Origin of the sequence: Leeia speluncae (assembly GCF_020564625.1) — a bacterium.
GTDB lineage: Bacteria > Pseudomonadota > Gammaproteobacteria > Burkholderiales > Leeiaceae > Leeia > Leeia speluncae.
This window is the reverse complement of sequence record NZ_JAJBZT010000010.1, coordinates 25,368-51,177: the sequence shown is the minus strand read 5'-3', so window position 1 is coordinate 51,177 and position 25,810 is coordinate 25,368. Positions and strand designations below refer to the sequence as shown.

Annotated in this window: 22 protein-coding genes; 12 read left to right on the top strand and 10 right to left on the bottom strand. The window is 44.3% G+C overall.

Going from position 1 to position 25,810, the window contains the following annotated elements; all coding sequences use genetic code 11:
- Positions 1-43 precede the first annotated feature (43 nt).
- Positions 44-319 carry a metal/formaldehyde-sensitive transcriptional repressor gene (locus LIN78_RS15150; RefSeq protein WP_227181703.1) on the top strand — a complete coding sequence of 92 codons (276 nt, stop codon included), beginning with the start codon at positions 44-46 and terminating at the stop codon, positions 317-319.
- A gap of 18 nt (positions 320-337) precedes the next feature.
- Here the strand turns inward: LIN78_RS15150 and LIN78_RS15145 are convergent, their stop codons facing one another.
- Together LIN78_RS15145 and LIN78_RS15140 are read right to left on the bottom strand one after the other, a co-directional pair.
- A complete protein-coding gene (locus tag LIN78_RS15145) occupies positions 338-682 on the bottom strand; it encodes a hypothetical protein (RefSeq protein WP_227181702.1) in 345 nt (114 codons plus the stop codon).
- Positions 683-847: 165 nt separating this feature from the next.
- Positions 848-2,458 (bottom strand): methyl-accepting chemotaxis protein, encoded by a 1,611-nt coding sequence (locus LIN78_RS15140; protein ID WP_227181701.1) that lies wholly within the window; start codon positions 2,456-2,458, stop codon positions 848-850.
- Between the two features lie 240 nt (positions 2,459-2,698).
- On the opposite strand from LIN78_RS15140, the gene LIN78_RS15135 reads away from it, so the two are divergent.
- Positions 2,699-3,658, top strand: a complete 960-nt coding sequence (locus LIN78_RS15135) for a Ppx/GppA family phosphatase (RefSeq protein WP_227181700.1) — start codon at positions 2,699-2,701, stop codon at positions 3,656-3,658.
- A gap of 118 nt (positions 3,659-3,776) precedes the next feature.
- Positions 3,777-4,289, top strand: coding sequence for a hypothetical protein (locus LIN78_RS15130; protein ID WP_227181778.1), 513 nt, complete (start codon positions 3,777-3,779; stop codon positions 4,287-4,289).
- A 494-nt stretch (positions 4,290-4,783) separates the two neighbouring features.
- Here LIN78_RS15130 and LIN78_RS15125 read toward each other — a convergent pair whose 3' ends face one another.
- Together LIN78_RS15125 and LIN78_RS15120 are read right to left on the bottom strand one after the other, a co-directional pair.
- Positions 4,784-6,766, bottom strand: coding sequence for a methyl-accepting chemotaxis protein (locus tag LIN78_RS15125; RefSeq protein ID WP_227181699.1), 1,983 nt, complete (start codon positions 6,764-6,766; stop codon positions 4,784-4,786).
- 160 nt (positions 6,767-6,926) lie between these two features.
- Positions 6,927-9,062 (bottom strand): methyl-accepting chemotaxis protein, encoded by a 2,136-nt coding sequence (locus tag LIN78_RS15120; protein WP_227181698.1) that lies wholly within the window; start codon positions 9,060-9,062, stop codon positions 6,927-6,929.
- A 324-nt stretch (positions 9,063-9,386) separates the two neighbouring features.
- On the opposite strand from LIN78_RS15120, the gene LIN78_RS15115 reads away from it, so the two are divergent.
- Positions 9,387-10,058 carry an XAC2610-related protein gene (locus LIN78_RS15115; protein ID WP_227181697.1) on the top strand — a complete coding sequence of 224 codons (672 nt, stop codon included), beginning with the start codon at positions 9,387-9,389 and terminating at the stop codon, positions 10,056-10,058.
- A gap of 74 nt (positions 10,059-10,132) precedes the next feature.
- Here the strand turns inward: LIN78_RS15115 and LIN78_RS15110 are convergent, their stop codons facing one another.
- On the bottom strand, positions 10,133-10,894 hold the full coding sequence (locus LIN78_RS15110) for an FCD domain-containing protein (protein WP_227181696.1): 762 nt from the start codon (positions 10,892-10,894) through the stop codon (positions 10,133-10,135).
- Between the two features lie 233 nt (positions 10,895-11,127).
- On the opposite strand from LIN78_RS15110, the gene LIN78_RS15105 reads away from it, so the two are divergent.
- The 5 genes from LIN78_RS15105 to lldP all read left to right on the top strand — a co-directional run bounded on the left by LIN78_RS15105 (position 11,128) and on the right by lldP (position 18,723).
- Positions 11,128-11,913: a (Fe-S)-binding protein gene (locus LIN78_RS15105; RefSeq protein ID WP_227181695.1), complete on the top strand. Its 786-nt coding sequence runs from the start codon at positions 11,128-11,130 to the stop codon at positions 11,911-11,913.
- Complete coding sequence (locus tag LIN78_RS15100) at positions 11,910-12,611, top strand: LutC/YkgG family protein (RefSeq protein ID WP_227181694.1); 702 nt, start codon at positions 11,910-11,912, stop codon at positions 12,609-12,611. Before LIN78_RS15105 ends, LIN78_RS15100 begins: the two co-directional genes overlap by 4 nt.
- A complete protein-coding gene (locus LIN78_RS15095; protein WP_227181693.1) occupies positions 12,608-14,050 on the top strand; it encodes a LutB/LldF family L-lactate oxidation iron-sulfur protein in 1,443 nt (480 codons plus the stop codon). Before LIN78_RS15100 ends, LIN78_RS15095 begins: the two co-directional genes overlap by 4 nt.
- A complete protein-coding gene (locus LIN78_RS15090) occupies positions 13,972-16,872 on the top strand; it encodes an FAD-binding and (Fe-S)-binding domain-containing protein (RefSeq protein WP_227181692.1) in 2,901 nt (966 codons plus the stop codon). Before LIN78_RS15095 ends, LIN78_RS15090 begins: the two co-directional genes overlap by 79 nt.
- Before the next feature lie 207 nt (positions 16,873-17,079).
- Positions 17,080-18,723 carry an L-lactate permease gene (lldP, locus tag LIN78_RS15085; RefSeq protein ID WP_227181691.1) on the top strand — a complete coding sequence of 548 codons (1,644 nt, stop codon included), beginning with the start codon at positions 17,080-17,082 and terminating at the stop codon, positions 18,721-18,723.
- 264 nt (positions 18,724-18,987) lie between these two features.
- Here the strand turns inward: lldP and LIN78_RS15080 are convergent, their stop codons facing one another.
- Entirely contained in the window at positions 18,988-20,670 is a 1,683-nt protein-coding gene (locus LIN78_RS15080) for a thiamine pyrophosphate-binding protein (protein ID WP_227181690.1), read from the bottom strand.
- Between the two features lie 293 nt (positions 20,671-20,963).
- Between LIN78_RS15080 and LIN78_RS15075 the strand changes: the two genes are divergently transcribed.
- Complete coding sequence (locus tag LIN78_RS15075; protein WP_227181689.1) at positions 20,964-21,320, top strand: hypothetical protein; 357 nt, start codon at positions 20,964-20,966, stop codon at positions 21,318-21,320.
- On the opposite strand, the gene LIN78_RS15070 is transcribed toward LIN78_RS15075, so the two are convergent.
- The 3 genes from LIN78_RS15070 to LIN78_RS15060 all read right to left on the bottom strand — a co-directional run bounded on the left by LIN78_RS15070 (position 21,321) and on the right by LIN78_RS15060 (position 23,180).
- Positions 21,321-22,220 carry an aldo/keto reductase gene (locus LIN78_RS15070; RefSeq protein ID WP_227181688.1) on the bottom strand — a complete coding sequence of 300 codons (900 nt, stop codon included), beginning with the start codon at positions 22,218-22,220 and terminating at the stop codon, positions 21,321-21,323.
- A gap of 110 nt (positions 22,221-22,330) precedes the next feature.
- Positions 22,331-22,705: a DUF4288 domain-containing protein gene (locus tag LIN78_RS15065; protein ID WP_227181687.1), complete on the bottom strand. Its 375-nt coding sequence runs from the start codon at positions 22,703-22,705 to the stop codon at positions 22,331-22,333.
- A gap of 97 nt (positions 22,706-22,802) precedes the next feature.
- Positions 22,803-23,180, bottom strand: coding sequence for a hypothetical protein (locus tag LIN78_RS15060; RefSeq protein ID WP_227181686.1), 378 nt, complete (start codon positions 23,178-23,180; stop codon positions 22,803-22,805).
- Between the two features lie 152 nt (positions 23,181-23,332).
- Between LIN78_RS15060 and LIN78_RS15055 the strand changes: the two genes are divergently transcribed.
- Complete coding sequence (locus LIN78_RS15055) at positions 23,333-24,037, top strand: response regulator transcription factor (protein WP_227181685.1); 705 nt, start codon at positions 23,333-23,335, stop codon at positions 24,035-24,037.
- Positions 24,034-25,302, top strand: coding sequence for a sensor histidine kinase (locus LIN78_RS15050; protein ID WP_227181684.1), 1,269 nt, complete (start codon positions 24,034-24,036; stop codon positions 25,300-25,302). Before LIN78_RS15055 ends, LIN78_RS15050 begins: the two co-directional genes overlap by 4 nt.
- On the opposite strand, the gene LIN78_RS15045 is transcribed toward LIN78_RS15050, so the two are convergent.
- Positions 25,299-25,802 carry an Lrp/AsnC family transcriptional regulator gene (locus LIN78_RS15045; RefSeq protein WP_227181683.1) on the bottom strand — a complete coding sequence of 168 codons (504 nt, stop codon included), beginning with the start codon at positions 25,800-25,802 and terminating at the stop codon, positions 25,299-25,301. The genes LIN78_RS15050 and LIN78_RS15045 overlap by 4 nt on opposite strands.
- Positions 25,803-25,810 lie beyond the last annotated feature (8 nt).

Sequence of the window (25,810 nt, the reverse complement as noted above, 5' to 3'; positions counted from 1 at the left end):
TTAAACAATGTACAATCTCGATATCACACAAGAGAACACCTAAATGGCACACATTGCGGCAGATCAGAAGAAAATTTTAACGAGAGTGCGACGGATCAAAGGTCAGGTCAATGCCTTAGAGCTAGCAGTGGAAGAACACGCAGATTGCTATGCGGTGCTACAACAAATCGCAGCGATTCGCGGCGCAGTAAATGGATTGATGAATGAAATGCTAGAAGGTCACATTAAAGAACATCTGGCTAAAGATGGCATTTCTGCAGCAGAGAAAGAGAAAGCATTAGCAGAGGTGTTAACAGCGATTAAATCTTTTATGAAATAAGTGCGCTAAGTGAATTTGTTAGCAAAAAATGCGTTGGGAACGGCGAGAATTTTGAACGGCTAAGCCAAACGCAGAAAATGCCTTAAATTCAACTTCACCGCTTTGCTGAACTTTATCGGATTCCCACGTTTTTACTTGTCGTACCAAAAACACAAAATAACCATTTACACACAAATCTGCTTTCGCAGCATTGGTACGAATCGCCTCTGGCAAATGCGGATCACGAATATCACACTCGTGAATGCGTGACATTTCTCCGAAAAAGTCTTTCTCTTCTACCGACATCAGATCAAGCACCGCATCTGTTCGAAACGCGATCAGAAAGTTAGGCTGGTTTTTACTTTCATACAATGTGACACGCATGGCTTAACAACTTCCCATCTCATTCAACAAATACATCCAATGACCACAACGCTTTAATAGTTGTTGAAGTATTAGTTTAATGACCAAATAAGACATGCGCCTTTCAGTTAGATGGAATTTTATTTACAGATTGATGACAAGCAACTAATCAAAATGCCAGCAGCGTTAAGCTGCAGCATGGCTCACAAAAGCCTGTTCACCCTCTCTAAAATAAGAAAGCTCTGAAATTAATAATTCAGAAGAGTCAGACAATTTCACCATCGCTTCAGGCAACGTCTGTACGTGCTCACTAATGTCGGCAGATAATTTTGCCACATCGTTTCCATGTAACACGATTTCCTCTCCAGACTCATGCTGTAACTGAGAAATCTCGGCAATGCCCGTAATCATCTGGCAAACGGATTGCAACTCTGTATTCACCGCCTGAATTTCAGACATTAGATCTTGTTGAAGCTTGAGAGAAACCGCGCCAGATTCATCTGCTTTATTCATGCAATGCAAAATCCGTTGCCCAACATCGGATAACCTATTTAGCGACACAAAAATATGGCGGGTAGACTCTGCCGTACTAGCAGATAATTTCCGCACTTCATCCGCCACCACCGCAAATCCTCTGCCATGCTCGCCAGCCCTCGCCGCCTCAATCGCCGCATTTAGTGCTAGTAAGTTCGTTTGATCTGCAATTTCTTTAATGAGATGGCTAATTTTGGCAATTTCATCTAGTGCTTGGGTAAGCTCATTAGAAGAAGATACTGCCTGCTGAATATTGACAGTTAATTCTTTAATTTCTAGCGCAGTTTGATTGGCTTTGTTTTCAATCACACCGGAACGCACCGTACTTTTGTTGGCTTCTAACAAGGTCTGATCGACATTACTGGTGATCGCTTCATTCTTGGCAAAAATATCAGATGCGACCAATCGGCTAGCTTCAGCTCTTTCAGTTTGTTGCTGAGTTAAACCAGCAACCACGCCGGTTAACGCATTAATTTGCTTCGCATCTTCTATGCCTTTATAGGCAAACCCTCGAATCGCTACTAATAAATCGTGAAACTTCACCACAATGTGATTAATACTTTCTGAGAGGTGTGCAAACTCATCTTTGCCAATCACCGGTAACCTAGCCGCCAAATTGCCACTCGCAAGTTGATCAACCGCTTGAGTGATGTTCGCCATTTGGTGGCGAATTCTTTGTGCGGTCCAAATTTGTAGAAATAAGATCACGACCCCCATAAACACTAACGGCGTGATTGACCACACTAACAAGCCTTCCATACGTCCCTGCATACGTGTAGCGGTTTCTTTCAGTGCTTTTTGTCTAGATGAAATCTCTTTATCGATAAGGTCCACCGCAGGGAGCAAATCAATACGGTATGCCTCTTCCGGTACAGACAGTGCATCTTGTGGTGCAGTTAGTGCAATTTTGATCGCAGAGACTAAGTTCTTGTGATAACTCTGCCAGTGTTCAGCAATGTTTATTTTGAACGTCGCTGCGGATTTTTCCGCCATATGATCTGCTAACCAAGGCAAATTTTGGGTAACTTCGGTATTCACCGTTTTCAGGAGCGTACTTGCTTCCGGCAAGATAGGGTCGATCCTAGCCAAAGACAACAAGGACCCTTTTAATTGATATAGCCTGCTCGTAATTTCATCTTCAGTCTGATAACTCGCAAACCGCTTATTCAGTATGGTTAATTGCAACGCACTAAATACAGCAACAGCCACCACGCATAGCAGTGTGACGCCAACCATTACCCACAATTTTTTTGAGATAGTCATTTTATGTCCCCTAACATCTCGCGACATACTATGAATATTTAATGACAAATCCGTGACAATTTAGAAAAGCAAAGAAATAAATTTATTCATGATTCAACTTTTAACTATTCAACTCACCAGCAATATAAAAACGTCATTTAATTGTCATCAAGTTGTAACTCACGCATGAGGTAATACCGTATACACAGTTTTATACACAACAATTTTTTCCTGCGTAGCGATTTCATTTAAGGATATTCCATGCCTTCTGATCATCAACTATTTGCTGCAATTGATCTGGGTTCGAATGCGTTTAGAATGACCATTGGCAAACACCCGGCCAATACGACAGAAAAAATTGTGACACTAGAAACCTTACGAGAACCGGTGAGATTGGCTGAAGGCCTACAAAACAATCATTTAAATGAAAAAGCACTTTCACGCGCTTGGGAAGCGTTAGAAAGATTTGGTAAACGTATTAATGGATTTCAGCAGCATCGGGTAAAAGCGGTTGCCACCAATACTGTGCGCATTGCTGAAAACGCAGCCCATTTTTTAAAGTCTGCAGAAGATAAATTAGGCTTTAAAATCAAGGTAATATCTGGTCAGGAAGAAGCTAGATTGGTCTATTCGGGTGTTTGTCACGCCATGCCTGAATTACCAGAAAAAAAATTAGTCGTTGATATTGGTGGCGGTTCAACAGAAATCATCACAGGCAAGGGTGATATGCCCTTCTTGATCGATAGTTTTCCAATGGGTAGTGGCTCTTTTAGCCCTCTATTCTTCCCCCAAGGCAAGATCTCTTCATCTGCACTTCAAGAGGCAGAATGGCAAGCATCGCTCATCTTAGCGCCGATGGTAGAACATTATCGATCTCATGATTGGGAGATTGCGATCGGTTCCTCGGGCACGTCTAGGGCTTTAGCAAAGGTATTAAAAGCATTAGAGTTAAACCCGAAAGGTAAAACAGGGATTACGCACGAAGGCTTACTTCGACTATCTCTTTATTTACTAAATACAGGCAAGATTGATCGCCAAATTCAACAAATGCTTCCACTAGGAAGATCTGACATCTTACCTGCAGGCTTAGCGATTATGCTGGCTGTGTTTAAGACACTCGGCATTGAGGAGATGATCCCCTCTCCTCCTGGATTAAGAATGGGTTTAATTCATCATTTAATACATGATAAGCCGGTTCACGAATTACCAAGACGCCACTAAATAGTCATTTAAACTCAAGTAGTTAGTAATAAAACTGTCATAAAAATCAGATTGTTTTACTCCCCTCAAAAATATACTATATATACTGTTTATATCAATTCATGATTGAGGCTTGCTTATGTCTACCCCCAACAATAACGCCAAAAAACCACCTGTTCGCTCAGCAAAACCGGCGACGAATACTGCCGCAAAACCAGCAGCGGAAAAACCTGCAGCAGTAGAAAACAAACCATCGGCAACGCCTGCAAGCAAACCTGTTGTCGCTAAGAAAGTAACCGCTGCACCAGCAGCAAAACCAAGCCCAGCCCCTAAAGTAGAATTAGCCGTTAAAGCAGCGCCAACTAAAGCCGTGGCACCAGTTGAAACCGAAGTGGAAACAGTGGCTGTTGTAGAAGCGGTAGAAAAGAAGAAAAAGAAAACCAAGGTAGTGCGTGATAGTTTCACGATGCCTAAGGATGACTATGATCTGATTGATGTACTGAAAGAAAAAGCACTCGGCTTGAATGTATCTATCAAGAAAAGTGAATTACTACGTGCGGGCTTGATTGCACTAAACAAGCTAAATGGTGATCAGCTAAAAGCGGCTTTAGCAGCAGTTGAAATAGTAAAAACTGGTCGTCCAGGCAAGTAACTCTTTATAAAATGAGCTGAGTACACCAATGTGGATTCAGCTCATTTCTCCCGCCAGATCTTACAAAAAGCAATATCCGTTAGAAATAAGCGCAGGAATGGCGACCCCTACATTTACACCCATTGAATATAGTTGAGACTCCTTCACAGAGTAAGGGTATTTCAACTGCGGTCGAATTGTTGCTAAACGATCGGTTGGCAAATCTGAAAATACAAAATCATCGCGGACCAGTAAAATTTTTGATCCGTGCATGTCTTCGTATATTTTTACGCGCATATTACCTCTTGATGTCACTTACTTTAAAATTCAATGACAAAATAATATGCTTATCTTTGCAAATTGCAATAGAAAATAGATAAAAACAAAAAAATTTCTGTATTTTTAATACATGAAAAAGGATTTATCTGGCGAACTAATCAGCAAATTGATTATTTGGAAAGAAAAGAAGCACGGTCTGCCTAGGAGAGAGAGTCAGCAGACCGTGTTCAAAAAACCTAATCAAGCTTAAATTTATCTACCTGACTAACTAGCTCGGATGAAGAATGAGATAGCTGTTTAGCCAAATTGGCCGCAGATTGCACGACGTCAGACGTTTCCTCTGAAAGTGCAGCAATTCGACTAATGTTTTCTGCCACATCATTACTTGCTGCTGTTTGCTCTTGCATTGCAGAGGCAGAATCTTGGCTGTTAATAGACACATTTTTTGCCATGTCATGAATACCATCTAGGTCTTCTAGCGTTTGGCTAATTAATCCTAAAGATAAACTCATACTTTCTTTGGCATTTTGCATGTCTGCAGAGGCGGCCGCGGTTTCCGAATTAATTTCTTCAATTAAGGTAGTAATACCTACGGTTTCTCTACCTGTACGCTCGGCCAACTTACGCACTTCGTCTGCCACCACCGCAAAACCTCTACCTTGCTCTCCCGCACGCGCCGCTTCAATCGCGGCATTTAATGCTAACAAATTTGTCTGGTCGGCAATGGTGCGAATCGCGGTAATAATGTGGCGAATATTGGCTGATTTCTCTTCTAATGTGGAAATCACATTACCTGCATGTCCAACCGCTTCGGCGGTAGACTCTACAGCTTTGGCGGTAGAGTGAATTCGCTCCCAACCATGTTGAACCCGCTGCTGCATATCTAGAGATGCTTTCATATTCTCTTGAATATTGTCACTCGCCATCGAAATACCCGCAGACATTTCCTCTACCGCTGCAGCCATCGAGGCGGATGCATTGCTTTGAATATCACTATTCTTGGCAGAACGATCTGCCACATTCAGTAATGTACTTGATGCACCTTCTAGCTGGTGTGCATGTGTTTTCACTGTGTTCAGTGATTGGCTGATAGAGTGAATCAATTTACTTAATGCATTCCAGATGCTGGTTATTTCATTCTTACCATTTACATCGGCTTTTAGCGTTAAGTCTAGCTTTTGACTCATCTCTAAAATAGTGTTTTCTAGCTTTACAATCGGTTGATGAATACTGCGATATATAAGGATGGCGAATACGCCAACAAGGGCAATCAGCCCGCCTGCGCCCACAAGTACTTGGATAAGTTGATTTTTCGCTGTATTTAAAGCGGCCGATACATCTGTTTTTAGCGCTTGCAATAGAAATTGATTAATAGCCAATAATTTGCCAATACGAGCAGAAGTAGTAGAAAACCACTCTGCAGGTTTAATGGCTGCAGGGCTACCAAGTTCTGCGCCATAAACTTGTTTTCTTATTGCATCGACATTAGCAAACTCAGGTGATTGCAATAGTGATGCAGTGCTAGCAACCACTGCATCACTAGATAGTTGCTTAAATTGTGCAAGACATGCATTTTGTTGCGCTTCTAATGATTTTGCTTGGGCAAAAGATGCTTGGTCAAAGGCGCCTTTACTCAACACACCATTCACGAAACCACGCTCACGCCCGGCAAACTCTTTCACACACAGTAGGTTACTCAAGCTAACGCTGTAGCTAGCAAGCTTACTTTCTTTACTAATCTGTCCTAATCCTGAAATTAACTGAATTAATCCTTCAATTTGTTGGCTATAGGCTTTAAACACGTCTGACGCGGCAGCAGAACGGCTATTAATTTGGCTGCGCATGCTAATAAGAGAAGAAATAGAGGAGGTGAGTTTTTTAACATCTTCACTCACTGCAGGATCGGTTAATTGATCACCCAGTTGTTTGAATGAATCAAAGGCTGCGTCTGTTTTACCACGCGCCCCTTGAAGTGGCGCAGGTAAATCGCCTTGCCCATTCAGAAAACCATTGGTTAATCCACGTTCAGTTTGCAAAGTATCAATCAGCGTGGAGGAATTTTCCGACACGTTAACCAGAGACATGGCAGAGTTTAACTGCTGATAAGACTGATAACGATCAAAGGCAAAAAGCGTAGCAAAGATAATAATCAACACAATAAATGGCATTACTAAGAGCAATAGCTTTGCCTTGATATTGATTGCATCTAATTTAATCATTCTATTTCACCCTTGAAATTAACTTGTCATTTCTACAAGATAAACGCATAAGCCCATTATCATAGCTTTAACAAATTGGCATGTTCCAAGGATAAGTATAGAAGGAGAATTTGCACACGCAAGTGGAATTTGCGTGTGCTAATCATTAGTTTGAAAAATATCAGATAGCGACTTTAAATTTCGCCGTTAAATTATCGAGTTTGTCTACAGCAACTGCCGCTTCTTCTAAACTTTGTTCCGAATCATCTAAAGCAACACGCATCGCTTCCGCTGTGCCAGTAATACTTTGAATAGAAGTGGAGTGAGAAATACAAGACTCTGCAATATGCTGAATCGTATCGAGCATATTGCTCACCATTTTTTCGGTATCGGTTCTATCCGCAGCACTTTCGACGGCTAATTTTAGGCCAACTTCAAGTTCCGACATACTAGATTGCATAGAAGTCACCGCCACCGCTGCTTGGTCTTGCACGCCAGTAATCATTCCACTAATTTGCAAAGTAGCTTGTCTAGTACGCTCTGCTAATTTACGCACTTCATCTGCTACGACAGCAAACCCTCTGCCGGTTTCCCCTGCCCTAGCGGCTTCAATAGCTGCATTTAAAGCCAATAAATTTGTTTGATCAGCAATTTCTTTAATCACTAAAACAATATGATCAATTTCTGCGGTACGTTGCTGTAAATCGCCAATTGTTTGTGCTGAGCCGCTAATTCGAAGACGAATATCGCTCGACATTTTATCTAGTGATCTAAACTGCCCTTGCGCGGTTGCAAATGCATTCGCAATTTCAATTTTCATTGAATCTGCTTGTGTGGTAGCAACAGATATTTCCTGTAATTGATCTTCTAAGGAACGCAAAATATTTTGCATGGCTGAAAATACTTCTTCTGCGCGCTCACCGGTCATCTTTCCTGCATCCATTTGGGCTTTATTGGCATGGCTAACTTCTTTATTAATATGCATGATGCTGCCTATCATGGTTTCCATATTATCAAGAAGACTATTTACCCATTGGGAAGTCGCAGTAATTTCATCTCGGTACTGACCGGGTTTTTCTAATCGTTTTGAAAGATCACCCCCTCCTTCCGCTACTGCTTGTACCACTTTGGCCGTTTCAGATAAGCGTTTGGATAGTTTTTTCAGGTAGGTTTGGTGTAGCATGAAGGTTGAAAACAACATCGCAATGCCACAACTCACCAAGGCGCCAGTCTCTCCAAAATGAAAAGTCAGCGTCGCAATCATCGCGGCTAGAAAAGAGACCACGGAGAATGCCAGTAATTTTCTGGTGCCACGGTAACTCAGCGGTCTAAGGCGATAAACCTCTTCAAGATCCGCCTCACACATTAATCCCCATTTATCGACTGCGCCTGGTAGCTTAAACGTAACACCTTTTCCAATCACAGGGATGTGACGATAATCTGAATAACCCGGATAAGTAACAAACAGGTTTTGACCATTGGCAATAGTTTCTCTGACGCCGGGGTGAAGTTGCTTCGTGGCAGGGTCATTAAATACTAGTTCAAACTCGGTATGCCGATTTACCTTTACCGTGCCGTAGGCGGTTTTAACGCCATCCTTCAGATTATCCCCTAAGCTAAATGAGTTATCTTCAAAGCGGGAGCGTGACAAGGCAGTCCCAGGCTTTATTGCAGGCTCAACGATTGATTCCGCCATAAACAGATAGTTATCGCCAGATTCATGAAAGACATGCCCACCTTCTCGTTGAATCAGATCGCCCAACACATCATTTGGTACTCTCGCACAAAGGATGAATTGAAGTTCATTGCCAATAGAAACTGGGAGCATAAACAACAAGGTCACGGCATCATGAAACTCAGAAGTGGTTTTTCCGATCAACTCGGTCATCGGGTCTAGATAAGGGCCAAATAGAAAAGGACCTTTCTTCACATAAGGTAACGTCTTTTGCGGTATATCCCGCATACCAACATGCTTTGCATAACTACTGGCCTTTACTTCGCCCTCTGCAGATAGCAAAAAGAGTTCTGAAGCGTCCTTACAAATACGCAAACGGTGAGCTAACCAATCTGACGTTGGTACACCAGTTAGCGCAATCGATTGCGCCATACCTTGCAAATGTGACCATTGTTGATTAGCCCACTCGGTAAGGATTCTTACCCTAGTTTGTGCAATTCCTTCAAATGCACTTTCTAACCATTCATACCGATAGCGATTTTGATACGTGGCCCAACGCATCGCCAACTTACCGGTTTTACCGAACCATGGTAACCATGATTTCTCTCTGGCATTTAGCCGCATTGTTTGACTTTGTAGCATGACATTTCCCCAGTCACTGATTGCTGTTTTACGCGAGGGATCCATCTTTGACAGTCCCTCATCTATTTCTATATTTTTGTAAACAATACTCAGCAACATCCATGCCAAATGCCCAAAAAAAGAGCACAAACCCTAAGTATTTATACTTAGATATAAATAAGGACATGTTTAGGGATTGTTTAATTAATATTTCTTATAGTTAAATGGAATAATGTCATTAACATGCACCACAACTAAGCAAAGCGCACCACATTAGGTCGTATTTGTATAAATAATGGTCGCCTATGTTTTATTTTGTATCCAATATACTGAAAAGAAAACACAATGAGCCACTCAAAAATCAAACATTTTGTTTCGATAGCTGCGCTGATCTTTTCTGTGTACTTATTGAGCATCCCCAACACTGCACTAGCAGGTCATATATTGATTGAGAGCGGAACGCCCCCGGCAGCACTTTTGGCGGCCTCTCTGCCAAACTTAGCAATAGCGCAGAAAGTAAAGCTACGTATTGGCAAGCATTCACTCACTAGCCAATTTACTTATCAACAGCCTCCAGAGATAAAAGGTGTCGATCTCAATTTTGATGAGTGGACAGATATTTGGATAACAGGATGTACCGATGGGCAATGCCGAAATCGGGTTTCGGATGTTTGGCTTTACTCACCCAAGTCTAAAACCTTTGTGTACCACACCCAATTATCTTCAATGAGTAATTTATCGGTTTCAGCAACTCAGCAACTTCTGCAAAGCGGGATTGATAATGCAGGCTGTGCAGGGATGAATTTCTATTACGATGTCTATCAGTGGGAACGAGGTGCTCTCTTAGCCATTCATCACCGAGAACAATCTTGCGAAGAAACAGGGTTACTCTACAGGGAATACAGCATCCGGCACGGTATGAAAGGTTTGATCTACACAGAACATGGTGGGGAAGACGAAGAAACGCAACAGAAAAGACGCTTTGGAGAGTTTAAGCCTAGCTTACAACAACGGTAAATGAGCTAATCATCAAGTTAGACAAAATAAATAGGTAGCTTCACAAGCAATAGAAACTACCTAACGCGCAATGATCAAGCATCTTCACCTAATCGGCGTTTAGCTCGTTTTAGCCGTTCTTTTTCGTCCCGAAAGTGTGCCATGGTTTTGGCAACAAAATCGATATGCGCTTCTGCTGCGGTTCTCGCTTTTACTGGGTCTCTTTCTTTGATGCCTTGCCATACATCTTCATGTTGACCTAATAAGGTAGCGGCAACTGAACCGCTAGCGAATAGATTAGCGATGTTATCTTCAATATTTCGATGCAGCATGTGTAATAAGCTACTAACTAAGTGAGCAAACAACACATTGTGGGAGGCCTCCGCTACCGCTTGGTGAAATGCCACATCGGCTGCAGATTGGGCTGAAAGGTCTTCCCCATCATACGCAGCACGCAGTTGTTTGATTAAATCTTCTAGGTGTTTACGGTCGGCATCTGTTGCACGTTCTGCCGCCATGCCTGCTACCACCCCTTCCATTGCCCGCCGAAACTCTAAAACATCGTCGTGTAAGCCTTCGTTTTCACGGATGAGCTTTTCCCATGGATCTGAAAAAGCCGTCTCAAGCTGATCAGATACATAGTTACCCCCGCCTTGCCGGCTAATGATTAGTCCTTTGGCAGATAGTTTTTGAATCGCCTCCCGAAGCGAAGGGCGAGAAACGCCTAGTTGTTCAGCTAATACCCGCTCAGCAGGCAAGCGTGCGCCAGGCTTTAACACCCCTTCAATAATTTGCTGCTCTAGCTGTTCCATGATGGCATCTGCCAGCCTTGGCACATTAATTTTTTGGTAAGACATGCGGGACTAGGTCTCTCTTCTGATTCACTTTTAATTGGGATGTATTTTACCGAATGCGCAGCAGCAAGGCATCTTTCAGGCATACGTCATTAATATTGGTATGACCAATTATAGTACAAACCTACCACATTTCAATATTGTTACCGAAACCATTGATTGACTTGAATAAATTTTCATAATAAAGTGACAACAAACAAAATTAATTGGTAATACCAATTTACAAAGGAAAAGAGATGGCCCACAACACCAACACCTCTAACCAAGAGAGCGAGCGCCCAATTCCAAGGGATGTGTACTTTTTTGGTACCTGTTTGATCGATATCTTTGTTCCAAACGCAGGTATGGATGCAATTACCTTGTTAGAAAAGCTTGGTATCAACGTTCATTTTCCAATGGCTCAAAGCTGTTGTGGCCAACCTGCTTACACAAGCGGACACCCTGCAGAAGCACGTGAAGTTGCCCGTGCTCAGTTATCTCTATTCCCTGAAGATTGGCCGGTAGTTGTGCCTTCTGGCTCTTGTGGCGGCATGATGAAACACCATTGGCCGACCCTATTTGCTGGTGATAAAGACGAAGCCATTGCCAATGAAATTGCTGGCCGTATTGTTGAATTCAGTGACTTTTTGCTAAATGTATTGGATTGGCAGCCAAAAGATTTGGGCGAACCAACCAAAATTGCCGTCCACACATCCTGTAGTGCCAGACGTGAAATGGATGTCCACATCAATAGCTGGGCATTAGTCGACCGTCTAGCAAATGTAGAACGCCTTGTACATGATCATGAATCCGAGTGCTGTGGGTTTGGCGGTACTTTCTCGGTAAAACACCCAGATATTTCTGGTGCGATGGTGACAGACAAAGCGCGTTCGCTAAAAACAACTGGCGCAGATGAGTTCATTACCGCTGATTGCGGCTGCTTAATGAATATCAATGGAAAATTGGCAAAAGATGGCGATGCGACTTTTAATGGTCGCCATTTAGCGAGCTTCCTCCTTGAACGTACAGGAGGCAAAGCATGAACGCGAGAGCCAATATTTTTGCCAGATTGAAAGCTGCGCCAACGACACCGGTTGTAGAACCAGATACCGCAGCTTATTTCGAAAAGTTTGCTACCAAGGCAGATCGCATTACCTTATTGCGCCATTGGGCAAGCATGATGCGCTCCGTGAAAACAGAAATTATCTGGACGACACAAGCCCACTGGACTGACGCGCTAAAAACGCAGATTAGCCAGCGCCAAATCCAAAACTTTCTTGTACCAAATTCTTCTCTTGGCGACATGGCCAGTGCAGCTCTATCAACCCAAGCAACCCAAGCAACCGATGTTTGGCGCTTTGATAAGCCAATCGAGGAATGGAAAGAAGCGCTGTTTAATAAAATTGATGCGAGTATCACCGATTGCCTTTGCGGCATCGCCAAAACGGGCACCTTGGTTTTATGGCCAAATGCAGCAGCACCTAGAAGCATGAGTCTAGTGCCGCCAACGCATTTTATTCTGTTTGATACCAGCACTCTTTACCCAGACTTTTTTAGTGCCATGAGTGGCCTAAATTGGGAAAAAGGCATGCCTACCAATGCAGTTTTGGTATCCGGCCCATCTAAAACAGCTGATATTCAGCTAACCCTAGCTTATGGTGCGCACGGTCCGAAAGATGTCATCGTCTTTGCTTGCTTGCCGGATGATATCTCTCCAGCTGACTTGGAGGATGCACAATGAGCCAACATCCAGTCACTATTTATCCATCTCGTGAATTTAAACAAAACGCGCGTGAAGCATTAAAAGACGGCGAATTGCGGACGAGTCTTCGTACCGCAATGGACTTCTTAATGAATAAGCGCCGTTCTGCTTTTCCAGATGAAGATGAACTTCAGCAATTACGAAAACTAGGCGAAACCATTCGCCAACGTTGTTTAGCGAAGCTACCTAGCCTGCTAGAACAACTAGAAGCGCAATTAACTGCTAATGGTGTAAAGGTTCACTGGGCAGAAACCACCACAGAAGCGAATCAGATTATTGAAGAGCTGATTGCCAGCCGCCAAGGAAAATTGGTGGTAAAAGGCAAATCGATGGTCAGTGAAGAAACCGAGCTGAATCACCATTTAGAAGCCAAAGGGATTACCGCGGTTGAAAGTGATATGGGCGAATATATCGTCCAGATGGCGGGTGAAAAACCAACGCATATTATTATGCCGGCCATTCACAAGACCAAAGCGCAAATCGCGAAACTATTTAGCGAAAATATTCCACAAACACCTTACACAGAAGATGTAGATGAACTGATTCAGATTGGTCGCAATGCGCTGCGCCATCTGTACATGACTGCAGATGTGGGTGTATCCGGTGTGAACTTTGCGGTAGCTGAAACCGGTACCCTTTGTTTGGTGGAAAACGAGGGTAATGGCCGTATGTGTACGACAATTCCGGATATGCACATCGCGATTACCGGTATCGAAAAAGTCGTCGAAAAACTGTCGGATGTCGTGCCGCTATATAGCCTACTCACCCGTTCGGCTATTGGCCAACCCATTACCACCTACTTCAACATGATCTCTTCTCCTCGTAAACCGGGAGAATTAGATGGTCCGCGCGAAGTGCATTTGGTCTTGCTAGACAATGGTCGTAGCCAGGCTTACGCAGATACCCAACTACGCAAAACCTTGCAGTGTATTCGTTGTGGCGCCTGTATGAACCATTGCCCAGTGTATACCCGCATTGGTGGGCATGCTTACGGCACGACTTACCCAGGTCCGATTGGGGAAATCATTTCTCCTCACTTATTGGGGCTTGAAAACACGGCCGACTTACCTACCGCTTCTAGCCTATGCGGCGCTTGCGGTGAGGTTTGCCCAGTCAAAATTCCTATCCCTGAAATGCTGATGCGCTTACGTGAAGAAAGCCAACGCGATGCCAACGAATCGGTTGCGCATCCACTAAAAGGCCAAGGCGCAGCAAGAACAACCAAGGAAACGCTGGCATGGCGTACTTGGCGTGGGGTAATGGGTAAATCCAGAAATTATCGCTTATTTGGCTGGACGGCTAGCCATTTACGCGCACTAACACCGGTACAACAAGCCGGTTGGACACAAAACCACGTGCCAATGAAACCGGCACCGAAGACCCTACACCAATTACTCAAAGAGCGAGAGAAACACTGATCATGACGCATCAATTGCCCGCTGCCTACCAGGCCTTCTATGAGGAAATTTGCACAAAAGTGCCTACAAATCGTCTGTTTACCGATCCAATGTCTACATTGGCTTATGGGACAGATGCAAGCTTCTATCGTCTGATTCCGAAGATTGTGATTCGGGTAGACAATGAAGCGGAGGTTAGTGCAATTATGGCGGCGGCCAATCAGCACAAACTACCGGTTACCTACCGTGCGGCAGGTACGAGTTTGTCTGGTCAAGCAGTGAGTGACTCCATCTTAGTGGTAATGGGTGATGGTTTTGATCAGGGTGAAGTGCTGAATCATGGCGCGCAACTCAAAGTCAAACCAGGCATGATTGGTGCGCAAGCGAATAAATTGCTCGCTCCTTTTGGCAAGAAAATTGGTCCCGATCCTGCATCGATTGGTGCGGCGAAAATTGGCGGGATTGTTGCAAACAACTCTTCTGGAATGTGCTGTGGTACGCACCACAATACCTACCACACACTTCAACACCTACGTGTGATGCTCGCTGATGGCACGATCCTTGATACAAGCGATACGTCATCTGTAGCGAATTTCCGTGTTAGCCACAAAAACCTACTAAACGGCTTAATGCAATTGTCTGGCCGCATTCAGGCAGATGAAGCGTTAAAAGAAAAAGTACGTCACAAGTATCGCCTAAAAAACACCACTGGCTACGGCATTAACGCTTTATTGGACTATACCGATCCAATCGACATGCTAAGCCACCTGATGGTGGGTTCTGAAGGTACATTGGGCTTCATTAGTGAAGTGACTTTCAACACGGTTGCAGATCATCCGCACAAGGCATCTTGCTTGGTATTGTTTGATGAATTAGACAACTGTTGCCGCGCAGTAACGGCACTTCGTGAAAGCGCACCGGTTGAAGCGGTAGAACTGATTGATTCTCGCAGTATTCGTGCCGTGCAGAACAAAAAAGGCCTGCCAGACTTTATGTACCAAACCATTAGCGATCAAGTAGCTTGTCTACTAATCGAGACCCATGGTGCAGATGCTGAAACGCTAAATAAACAAATCGCCCACATTGGTAAAGTATTAGAAGACTTCCACCCTTCTGCTTACAGTGGTTTTTCTACTGACCCTGCTGTTTGCGAAACCTATTGGATTGTGCGTAAAGGCCTATTTCCTGCCGTGGGTGCAACTCGCGCACTGGGTACGACCGTTATTATTGAAGATGTAGCCTTCCCTGTTGATCACCTAGCAGAAGGCGTTCGTGGATTAACCGCCCTGTTCGATGAACACGGCTACCCAGATGCCCTACTCTTCGGTCACGCCTTAGAAGGTAACCTTCACTTCGTCTTTGCACCAGATCTAGAAAGCCCTAGCGAAGTTGCCCGTTACGATGGCTTTATGAAAGCCATTGCTGAATTAGTGGCTGATCGCTTTGGTGGATCACTAAAAGCTGAACACGGTACAGGTAGAAACGTTGCGCCATTTGTGAAACAAGAATGGGGTGATGCTGCTTACGCCATTATGTGCGAAATCAAACACCTGTTTGATCCTGAAAACCTGCTCAACCCTGATGTCATTATTAGTGGTAATGCCTCTGTTCACTTAGAAAACATCAAGCGCTTGCCTGCTGCAGACCCAATTGTCGATAAATGTATTGAATGTGGTTTCTGTGAAGCAGCCTGTCCGTCTAATGGGCTAAGCCTCACCCCACGTCAGCGGATTGTGATGTGGAGACGCATGGAAGACCTTCGCCGTTCAGGCAAGGCAGCAGATGAACTAGCGTATTACCGTCAACACTATCCATATGCGGGTGTAGATAGCTGTGCCGCCACCGGCATGTGTGCCACCCGTTGCCCAGTTGGCATTAATACTGGCGAATTAATGAAGAAGCTAAAGGGTGATAGCAAAAAAACTGGCCGTGCTCGTTTTGCTGCCCGCAATATGCAATGGATGACGCGTGGGACACGCATTGCCATCCGTCTAAGCCACGTCCTAGGCGCTGATAGCATGAACGAAGCCACCAAAGCGCTTCATAAAACCTTTAAAGGTATTCCTATTCTGCCGGCGAGCATGCCAAAGGCGGCACGTCAGATTCAGGCACCTGCTCTACGTGGCAAATCGCCAGTGGTGTACTTCGTGAGCTGTGTTAACCGCACAGTGGCAGAAGGTACAACCGGCCAACAAAGCTTGGCAGAACATACGATTAGCCTCTTACAAAAAGCAGGGTTTGATCCGGTCTTCCCACCACAAATGGACAAACTATGCTGTGGGCAGCCGTTTATCTCTGCCAATGCAAAAGAAGCGGCAGATGAATCGACAACCAGCCTAAATGGTGCGCTATTAGCGGCATCTAAAAATGGTGAGTTACCGGTTTACCTAGATAACAGCCCATGCGCCTACCGCATTATGCAAGCACAGCAAGAAGGCAAATTAGATAGTCGTCTGAAGCTATTTGATGCAGCTACTTTCTTGCGCCAACAAGTGCTGCCAAACGTCAAAGTCAGCAAACAAATTGGTGAACTCGCAGTTCATGTCCCTTGTAGCGCAAGCCGCATGGGTACAGGTTCGCATTTAGTTGCACTCGCTAGTGCCTGCGCACAAAAAATTAATGTGCCAGACATTGCTTGCTGTGGTTTTGCTGGCAACAAAGGATTTGAGTTACCAGAGCTAAACGCAAATGGTCTACGCAAATTGAAAAAACAACTGCCAGATAGCTGTCAGCACGGTGTCTCTATGAGCCGTACTTGTCAGATTGGTCTGACAGAACATAGTGGTATCGAATACGCCAGCATTGAAGCGCTACTCGATGCCTGTACAACAACCGGCAACTAAATAATAAGCCGGAAACACTTCATCTAACTTGAGGAGACACCCAAAAAAGCGATGACCAGCCCATAACACCCAAATCGATCATCACTTGCCTTGTGATGTAAATACGCAAGGCAAAACAAACAAAATGCCGATGAGGCAAACACTAACAAAAACTGAGCTGAATGACCGCACAAAAGATGCAGGCATCAGTTCATGGAGGAACCTCTCATGCCAACATGGACACAAGTCTATGCACCGCTAGGTAGCTTGGGGCTATCTGCATTTGTAGCAGCTGTACCTATTATTTTCTTCTTTCTTGCGTTAGCTGTATTTCGCATGAAAGGCCACATTGCTGGCACGATTACCGTTGTAATCGCGTTAGTCATTGCCATTGCTGCTTACAAAATGCCAGTTGATATAGCATTTGCCGCTGCTGCTTATGGCTTTGCCTACGGCTTATGGCCTATTGCCTGGATTATTATCACCGCTGTTTTCTTGTACAAAATTACCGTGAAAACAGGCCAGTTTGATGTGATCCGCGCATCTGTACTTTCTATTACCGAAGATCAGCGCTTGCAAATGCTGCTAGTTGGCTTCTCTTTCGGTGCGTTCCTAGAAGGTGCTGCAGGTTTCGGCGCGCCAGTAGCGATTACCGCTGCTTTGCTAGTTGGCCTAGGTTTCAACCCGCTATACGCTGCTGGTTTGTGTTTGATTGCAAACACCGCGCCAGTTGCCTTTGGTGCAATGGGTATTCCTATTATTGTTGCAGGTCAGGTAACCGGTATTGATCCATTCCACATTGGTGCGGTTGCTGGTCACCAATTGCCTATCTTGTCTGTGATCGTGCCATTCTGGCTAGTGATGATGATGGATGGCTTTAAAGGCGTGAAAGATACATGGCCAGCAGTATTGGTTGCAGGTGCTTCTTTTGCGATTACACAGTACTTCACATCTAACTACGTTGGCCCAGAGTTACCTGATATTACTTCTGCGCTAGTTAGCTTGGTATGTTTGACTGTGTTCCTAAAATTCTGGCAACCAAAGAACATCTTCACTTTTGCGAAAAAAGAAGGTACGGCAGCGGTTGCAGCAAAAACATCCACAGTGAAATACACTGGCGGTCAAATCTTTAAAGCATGGTCTCCATTCTTGATTCTTACCGTGATGGTAACAATCTGGAGTATCAAGCCATTCAAAGCATTGTTCGCAAAAGGTGGTTCGCTAGAGAACTGGGTAATTAAATTCCATGTTCCACACCTAGACAATCTAGTAATGAAAATGCCTCCGATTGTGACCGAAGCCAAACCATACGAAGCAATTCTGAAGTTTGACTGGTTCAATGCAGTTGGTAGTGCCATTCTGATTTCAGCAATCATCAGTATGATTGTGCTGAAAATGAAACCAGCAGATGGTATCCGTACCTTCAAAGAAACCCTAGTAGAACTAAAACGCCCAATCATCTCTATTGGTATGGTGTTGGCGTTTGCCTTTGTTGCTAACTACTCTGGTATGTCATCAACCCTAGCGTTGGTACTAGCAGCAACTGGTTCTGCATTCCCATTCTTCTCTCCATTCTTGGGATGGTTGGGTGTGTTCTTAACTGGTTCTGATACTTCATCTAATGCGTTGTTCAGCTCACTACAAGCCACTACCGCTCACCAACTTGGTGTATCGGATACCTTGCTTGTAGCAGCAAACACTACTGGTGGTGTGACAGGTAAGATGATTTCTCCACAATCTATCGCTGTGGCTTGCGCGGCGGTTGGCTTGGTAGGTAAAGAATCTGACTTGCTACGTTTCACCTTGAAACACAGTCTAATCTTCTGCTCATTCGTGGGCATTATGACTTACGTCATGGCTTACTACATCTAAGTAGGTCGTGCAAACCGGGCAACACTGGTTGGCATGAATAGGCTGGTTTGGGGGGATCCACCAGCCTTCATATGGCTACCAACCGGTATGTTGTGGGCATTTCCCTCTGGTCGTGAGGCCAGAGGGATTTTTTTATCCCAACGACCCGTTCATTCAAATCGCGTATCTGTATTTTCTTCCGTACTATCTAATAAAAAAGGCGACCTACTTGATCAAGTAGACCGCCCTAGTTTTTGTCGCTGAAATACAAAGTGGAACGTGAAATTACTTCCCGATCATAATTTCAATCAGGTTAGTTTGGCCATTCTTGATAGCGGCCTCAATCGCTGGTGCAATTTCAGATGCCTTAGTAATCTTGCAAGCGGTGACGCCCATGGAAGTGGCTAGGGCTTGGTAATCAACCGCTGGGTTAATAATATCCATCGCGACAAAGTTACCGGTTTGCGCAGAGGTATAGTGAGACTGCCCGCGCATGAAGTTTTTCAGAATGTTGTATTCCAAGTTATTCATCACCACAAACGTGATTGGCAGTTTTTCATGTGCGGCAGTCCAAAGTGCCTGAGGCGAATACATGGCAGCACCATCGCCGACAAAACACACCACTGGTGCCCTACCTCGTCCCAAGCTAAAACCCACTGCCGCAGGCATCGCCCAACCCAGCGCACCACCACGGAAGAAGGAATACTGCCCGGGGCAATCACTATTTAAGCTTTGGCGAAGGGCATGGGTTGTGGCTAATGCTTCATCCACAATCGCAATTTCTGGCCCAATTACTCTGGCGGCTTCGTAGGCGGCCACTAACGGAGAAATCGGCGCGTCATCATACGCAGCCTGTACAGATTCGGCTAATTGCAAGCGCTTTGCTGCCTTTTCTGCTTTGGCGGCCTCTAGCAAGGCTTGATTATTAATTTGATGCTTACGCAATTCTGCATTTAGCAACGGGATTAACACTTGTAGAGAAGCTTTGATATTACCAATAGTAGAAAAACGGGTTTCGTACGTACGGCCAAGATCGGTAGGGTCGGCAGATAATTGGTAAACCAAGCAACCCGCAGGAATCGCAGGGATTTCGCTATATAAAATCGTAATCAGCGATTTTCCACCCAAGCCCAGAATGGCATCGTAATTCTGTAGAATTTCAGAAATTAACTTTGCGTTAGTTGGCATATTGCCACGCCACAAGGCGTGTGCTGTTGGGTACGGAATCCGAGCAGGGAAAGAAGAGCCATACACATGTGCGCCTAGCAATTCTGCTAGTTGAACAACTTCGTCTGATCCATCTGAATCATGAATTTCATCGCCAGCAATAATCGCGATTCTACCCGCAGGGATAATCGCTAGTTCATGTGCCAACTCATCTAAACTACCGGCAATATAATCACGGTTAATTTGAGAGCGGCCATCAGTAGAGACATCTGTCATCTGTTCCATCACATCCATTGGAAGTGATAAGAAGACCGGGCCACGAGGCGCTGCGTTGGCATCATTAAATGCACGGCGTAACAACACCGGCAATTGTGCTGCATTGGTAACTTCTTGTGCCCATTTCACAGATGGGCGAGCAATGCTGACTAAATCATCATAAAGTAGCGGATCAGTTAAGGTATGACGTAAATCTTGCTGACCTGCTGTTACCACCATTGGGGTTTGCGCAACTTTGGCGTTGATCAAATTCCCCATACCATGGCCTAAACCACCGGCAGTGTGGAGGTTCACAAAACCCGGTTTCTTTGCCGCTTGCGCGTAGCCATCGGCCATCGCCACTGCAGAAGCTTCTTGTAGGGCAAACACATACTTCACATCTGGGTGACGTAAGAATGCATCAATCAGAGGAAGTTCGGTTGTGCCTGGATTGCCGAAAATGTACTCCACCCCTTCATTTTCGAGGATTTCTAGCAATACATCGGCGCCACTACGAACGGAAGAAACGGATTTGATACTACTCATAAGAAAACACTCCTTGGTATGGTGTCTTTCACATCCCGTAACAGCTTGTGGCTATCTTGGGTGTTGGATGACGAAAAGATCGTGATAAGTGTCGCGGATTCTATCTGAAGATGAGGAAAGGCGCATCAGTAGAATAAGGTAAGTTACAACCTAATTTTGAAGTGGTTTACCAATATCAATAACATTTCAGAACAATACAAATCCAATATATTTAAAAAAACAATTTTTTAAATATTGAAAAATAAAAAAACCAATCTATATTTAAAATACACATAATTATATTTAGGCATAAAATGAAAAATTTTAAACTATTACTAACTAAAACAATTGCTTTTATAGTATTTTATAATATTTGTTTTTCAGCTCAAGCAGAAAATTATCAAGTAGTTACTGTATGTGCAAAATACGAAAATACAGGTAAGCAATATAAGGTTAATGCACAAGTAATTAAAGGAGAAGAATTAAATCGAAAGACAAATTCTTATAGATATAACTCTTTCTCATTATATGCAGTTATTTTCTGGGGACCCGATCAGGTTACATTAATTGAAATGGATGATCCGTTTCCAATAAATGCCATAGGATCGTCAGGTAAAGATCAGAGAGGGTATAGATGGAACTTATCAACCTCGACAGCATTTTGTTATTAACTACGCCACCTCACACCCTCTCACTGCTTCTAAAATCTTGAACCACGTAATGCGGTCTAGCAATAGGTCGCATGCTTGTACGGCTTCTTCTATCGCTTCGATTCTGCCACTACCGGTCAGAATCAGTGGATGAGATGGGAGTTTTAGCAACCACGCATAGACGAGAGTGGTAAGGCTAACATTCCATTCTTCGGCAATGCCTTTTAAGGTAATCCCTGCTTCGCTTTGTAAAAATACAGGGTTAAATAATCGACCACCACCTAAGGCAGACCAGAGCATGGGCGGGATGGCTAAATCTTGGAGAAGATCGAGCATGCCATCGTCCATTGGGCTTAATTGCAGTGGAGATAATTCAATTTGATTGGTGACCAAGGGGTAACGCTTATGTAAGGCGTTAAATTGTGTGGCCGTGAAATTAGATACCCCAAAGTGCTTCACTTTGCCTTGCGCGGCAAGCTTTGAGAAGATTTCTGCGATTTCATCATAGTGCATTAATGGGTCTGGGCGGTGAATCAGCAGTACATCGATATAGTCCGTTCCCAATACTTTGAGCGAGTTTTCTACCGATGCACGAATATGCGCGGCAGATGTGTCGTAATGTTTTAAGCTGTGGGATGGCTTTTTGTCTGAAATTAATTTGATGCCGCATTTGGTGACAATTTCGATGCTTTCGCGAATAGAGGGAATAAGCTGTAAGCCTTCGCCAAAGAGTGTTTCTACCGCATAGTCACCATAAATATCTGCATGATCAAACGTGGTGACCCCTAGTTCTAAACACTGATTAATTAATTCAGCGCGTTCAGTTGGGGTCATGTTCCATTCGGCCATTCGCCACATGCCTGCCACGATACGGGAGAGAGATAAGCCACCTTCGGCGAGTTGAATTCGACTAGATTGCATCTGTGTCCCCTTTTATTTTTGCAGTGGTTAGACAAGCTATCTTACACCTCTGCTATTTAATAAAGGGATAAAACATCTGATCTTTGGCAAATGTTTAGCACGTTTTAGTGTTAATCAATGTACTTCAGCGTGATCACTTCGCCTTTGGTGAAGGCAGAAAGATCATCAGGATTGGCGATCTCAAACGTTGTATTGGTAATTTCAGTCCCCGTGGTGGGTTGATCTTCGTCTTGATCTAGTGGGTATGGGTTTAGAATATTGATTAACTTCCTTATCCCTGCAAAGTGCTTTTTGGCGAGAACACCATTTACTACAAAATCATCATCCACGATGGTTTCTTTATAGCCATGTTCTGCGGCTTTTTTCAGCGCCAAGCTTCTAGAAGGTGCTTCAAATAGCACAATGTTTTCTTGTACTTGATAAGGGCCATCTGGTTGGTCTAATGGGTGGGTGGCGAGCACGATGCTAGCGGCAAACCAAGTCATCCGAGTACTTTCTCTAAAATAGATGATTCAACTATCTGCAAGCTAGATTCAGCATACGGACAAACCGAATCTAGCGATTTGTTTCAGCAGAAATGCGTTAGTTACTTCCGTCTCCACTACCGTAAGTGGTGGTTTTGGTGACTTCTTTGCCGTTTGCACCGGTGTAAGTCGTTTCTGAACCAGTTTTAGAGTACGATTTTTGACGTTTAAACGTTTTGCCATTTTTGCCGGTAATGACTGCATCCGTTGCGCCTTTGCTGCGGTCTACGTCTCGTGTTGCGACTTCTTGCCCATTAACGGTAGTAGAAGACGATACGTCACCTTGACTACGGTCCACAGATCGGCTCCATGTATTTCCTCTTGAGCCGGTGCTGGTACTGCTACGTTCACGCGCTTCTACGCTACTAGTTGCAAGCACGGCCAATAGCGACATGGCTAATAGACTAGTTTTGGTGATCATCGATAGGGTTTTCATGTGATTACTCCTGTTTATGCGTTTTGGATGATGTCATTAAACATGAAAACAGCATGACAGTGGATGACATCGAATGACAAAATATGACATCACTGTAACAATTGCGTACACCCGCGCCTCCGCGCCCTATACTGCCAACCATGGATACGTTAATGAAACAAATTTCGATCATTGATGATGATGAAGAACTGGTGATGCTACTGACGGAACTACTTAGTCGGGAAGGTTGGCAGGTAAACCATTACCTTCGTTTAGCAGAGGCTGAAAAAGGCTTAGTCAGCCAGCCTGTGCCACTCATTTTGCTCGACGTGATGCTACCGGATGGCAATGGCTTGGATGCTTGTAAGCGATTTCGGCAACGTTGGCCGCAATTAGGGATTGTGATGCTGACCGCAAGGGGTGATCCATTTGATAAGGTGATTGGGCTAGAAGTGGGGGCGGATGATTATTTGGCAAAACCTTTCGAGCCAAGAGAACTGATTGCCCGTATTCGGTCTTATTTTCGGCGCTTAGATACATTTAGCACGCCCAATACAGAATCGCTGATTCAAATTGGCGCGTTGGTAATCCAGCCATTATCTAGAATCGCGACGCTTAATGAGCAGCCACTCTCGCTCACCAGTATCGAATATAAAATTTTATATGCATTTGCCCAACATGCAGGGCAAGTGCTCAGTAGAGAGACCATTAGTCAGCTCACCCAAGCAGATAATTACCGTCCACAAGACAGAACAGTCGATGTGCAAATTGCTAGGTTAAGAAAAAAGCTAATGGAAGTTGACCCATTATTTGACCCGATTGCGACGGTACGTGGTGAGGGATATGTGTTTAGGTTACTTTCTTCGAGTAATACATGAAACGTAAAAGTTTATTTAGGCAACTCATCCTTAGCCACTTATTGCTCAGTGTGTTAATTAGCGTGATTGTTTGGTTTACGTTTGTCTTAGAACGTAACCGAACCGTTAGTGAGTTACTAAGTAACCGTTGGGCAACTAGCCTATTAACTGTTCAAACAAACCCAAAAAACATCCCCAATGATGGGCTGCGTGCCGTCCCTGCACCAGCTAGAAGGCAACCTTTAATTCAGTTTGCACCTAGAAATTGGATCTTGAAAAATACCTTAAAAGAACGTGGATTACACATTGGGAATATCCAAATTAATCCGGATAATTTCGATGAATTATGGATTGAACTCAATACCGAGAAAGATGGTATCAAGTGGTTCGCGATTCATAGCCCGCTACTTGAAAATGCGGTACGGGGTAGAGTAATCCTTGCTGTTTTACTATCGCTCTTAGCGATTGCCGGCATTAGCTGGTGGAAAGTAAAACGGATTATTCAACCACTTCGCCAAATAGAAACCGCCATTAAAGGCCAACAAACGGTTGGCTCACTGCCAAAGTATACGGCGCAAGAAATCTCTCTGATTGCAGAAACCTATAACCAGCTAAAAGCCGCGCAAGAAAAACAATCGGCGGAGCGAAGTCTACTTTTAGCGGGGGTTTCGCATGATCTGCGCAGCCCGTTAGCCAGAATCAAAACGGCGGCGTCCTTACTGCCCGATGATCCCGCCATTTCAACAAAAGCGGCAATGATTTCTAGAAACGTGGATGTGGCAGATCAGCTGATTGGTAGCTTTTTAGAATACGTTCGCGCCGGCGCCGCACCTGTAGATCATACAGTTTGCTTTGCAGATGCATTCAGCACACTTCGAGAAATCTATAAAGATGTTCCGGAAGTAGGTTTTCAAGTGTCTGATGCTTCGGCATTAGACAGACCACTTAAAGCTGCCAACGTCACCTTGCTAGTAAGAGCCATTCAAAATCTTATTGATAATGCCCTACACCATGGCAAACCACCGGTTTCGCTTATTCTCTCGCAAAATAGTGAAGCACTGGTAGTTGAAGTGATTGATACGGGAAAAGGGATTTCGGAGGAGGAATCCGCCACACTCTGGCAAGCATTTGCCAGAGGAGATAGCAGCCGAGGCCGCCCAGGAACAGGCTTAGGTTTAGCCATTGTAAAACAAATTGCAGATCGCTTCGAAGCCCGCATTGAAACAGAAAGGCAAGCCGCTGGCTGGTGTTGCCGGCTGATTATTCCATTTAAGCAGTCAATCTAGTTACTGCTCGTTCGTTTCTGGCTAAGGGCTAGTAAATCAGGGGGGATTTTCCCCTCTTCTTCTTTTAAGCGCTGCATGATGATATTGCTACGAATATCCTGTACGCCTTTAGTTTTGTAGAGTTGGTTAATCACAAACTCTGAGTATTCGTGCAGATTTTTGGCGCGAACGCGCAAAATGTAATTTGCTTCGCCCGTCACCACATAGGCTGCCGTCACTTCCGGCCAATTGCGAATGGCCTCGCTAAAATGCTCGTGCCAGCCCTCTACATCTTGCCGCATTGATACTTGCACAATCGATTCTAGCTCTAGCCCTAATCGAGACGCATCTAGTATCGCCCGATAGCCCGCTATCGCCCCTGCCTCTTCCAATAAACGCACGCGACGTAAACAAGCTGATGGAGAAAGGGCAACCTTCTCTGCTAATAGCTGATTACTCATCCGGCCGTCTTCTTGTAGCAAGGCCAGAATCTTTAGGTCGATGACATCTAATGCATTCATGTGCAGGA

Bases quoted from the DNA above. Each gene is read 5' to 3' on its own strand.
- LIN78_RS15150 (WP_227181703.1), top strand. From the start codon at position 44: ATGGCACACATTGCGGCAGATCAGAAGAAAATTTTAACGAGAGTGCGA.
- LIN78_RS15145 (WP_227181702.1), bottom strand. From the start codon at position 682: ATGCGTGTCACATTGTATGAAAGTAAAAACCAGCCTAACTTTCTGATC.
- LIN78_RS15140 (WP_227181701.1), bottom strand. From the start codon at position 2,458: ATGACTATCTCAAAAAAATTGTGGGTAATGGTTGGCGTCACACTGCTA.
- LIN78_RS15135 (WP_227181700.1), top strand. From the start codon at position 2,699: ATGCCTTCTGATCATCAACTATTTGCTGCAATTGATCTGGGTTCGAAT.
- LIN78_RS15130 (WP_227181778.1), top strand. From the start codon at position 3,777: ATGTCTACCCCCAACAATAACGCCAAAAAACCACCTGTTCGCTCAGCA.
- LIN78_RS15125 (WP_227181699.1), bottom strand. From the start codon at position 6,766: ATGATTAAATTAGATGCAATCAATATCAAGGCAAAGCTATTGCTCTTA.
- LIN78_RS15120 (WP_227181698.1), bottom strand. From the start codon at position 9,062: ATGCTACAAAGTCAAACAATGCGGCTAAATGCCAGAGAGAAATCATGG.
- LIN78_RS15115 (WP_227181697.1), top strand. From the start codon at position 9,387: ATGAGCCACTCAAAAATCAAACATTTTGTTTCGATAGCTGCGCTGATC.
- LIN78_RS15110 (WP_227181696.1), bottom strand. From the start codon at position 10,894: ATGTCTTACCAAAAAATTAATGTGCCAAGGCTGGCAGATGCCATCATG.
- LIN78_RS15105 (WP_227181695.1), top strand. From the start codon at position 11,128: ATGGCCCACAACACCAACACCTCTAACCAAGAGAGCGAGCGCCCAATT.
- LIN78_RS15100 (WP_227181694.1), top strand. From the start codon at position 11,910: ATGAACGCGAGAGCCAATATTTTTGCCAGATTGAAAGCTGCGCCAACG.
- LIN78_RS15095 (WP_227181693.1), top strand. From the start codon at position 12,608: ATGAGCCAACATCCAGTCACTATTTATCCATCTCGTGAATTTAAACAA.
- lldP (WP_227181691.1), top strand. From the start codon at position 17,080: ATGCCAACATGGACACAAGTCTATGCACCGCTAGGTAGCTTGGGGCTA.
- LIN78_RS15080 (WP_227181690.1), bottom strand. From the start codon at position 20,670: ATGAGTAGTATCAAATCCGTTTCTTCCGTTCGTAGTGGCGCCGATGTA.
- LIN78_RS15075 (WP_227181689.1), top strand. From the start codon at position 20,964: ATGAAAAATTTTAAACTATTACTAACTAAAACAATTGCTTTTATAGTA.
- LIN78_RS15070 (WP_227181688.1), bottom strand. From the start codon at position 22,220: ATGCAATCTAGTCGAATTCAACTCGCCGAAGGTGGCTTATCTCTCTCC.
- LIN78_RS15065 (WP_227181687.1), bottom strand. From the start codon at position 22,705: ATGACTTGGTTTGCCGCTAGCATCGTGCTCGCCACCCACCCATTAGAC.
- LIN78_RS15060 (WP_227181686.1), bottom strand. From the start codon at position 23,180: ATGAAAACCCTATCGATGATCACCAAAACTAGTCTATTAGCCATGTCG.
- LIN78_RS15055 (WP_227181685.1), top strand. From the start codon at position 23,333: ATGAAACAAATTTCGATCATTGATGATGATGAAGAACTGGTGATGCTA.
- LIN78_RS15050 (WP_227181684.1), top strand. From the start codon at position 24,034: ATGAAACGTAAAAGTTTATTTAGGCAACTCATCCTTAGCCACTTATTG.
- LIN78_RS15045 (WP_227181683.1), bottom strand. From the start codon at position 25,802: ATGAATGCATTAGATGTCATCGACCTAAAGATTCTGGCCTTGCTACAA.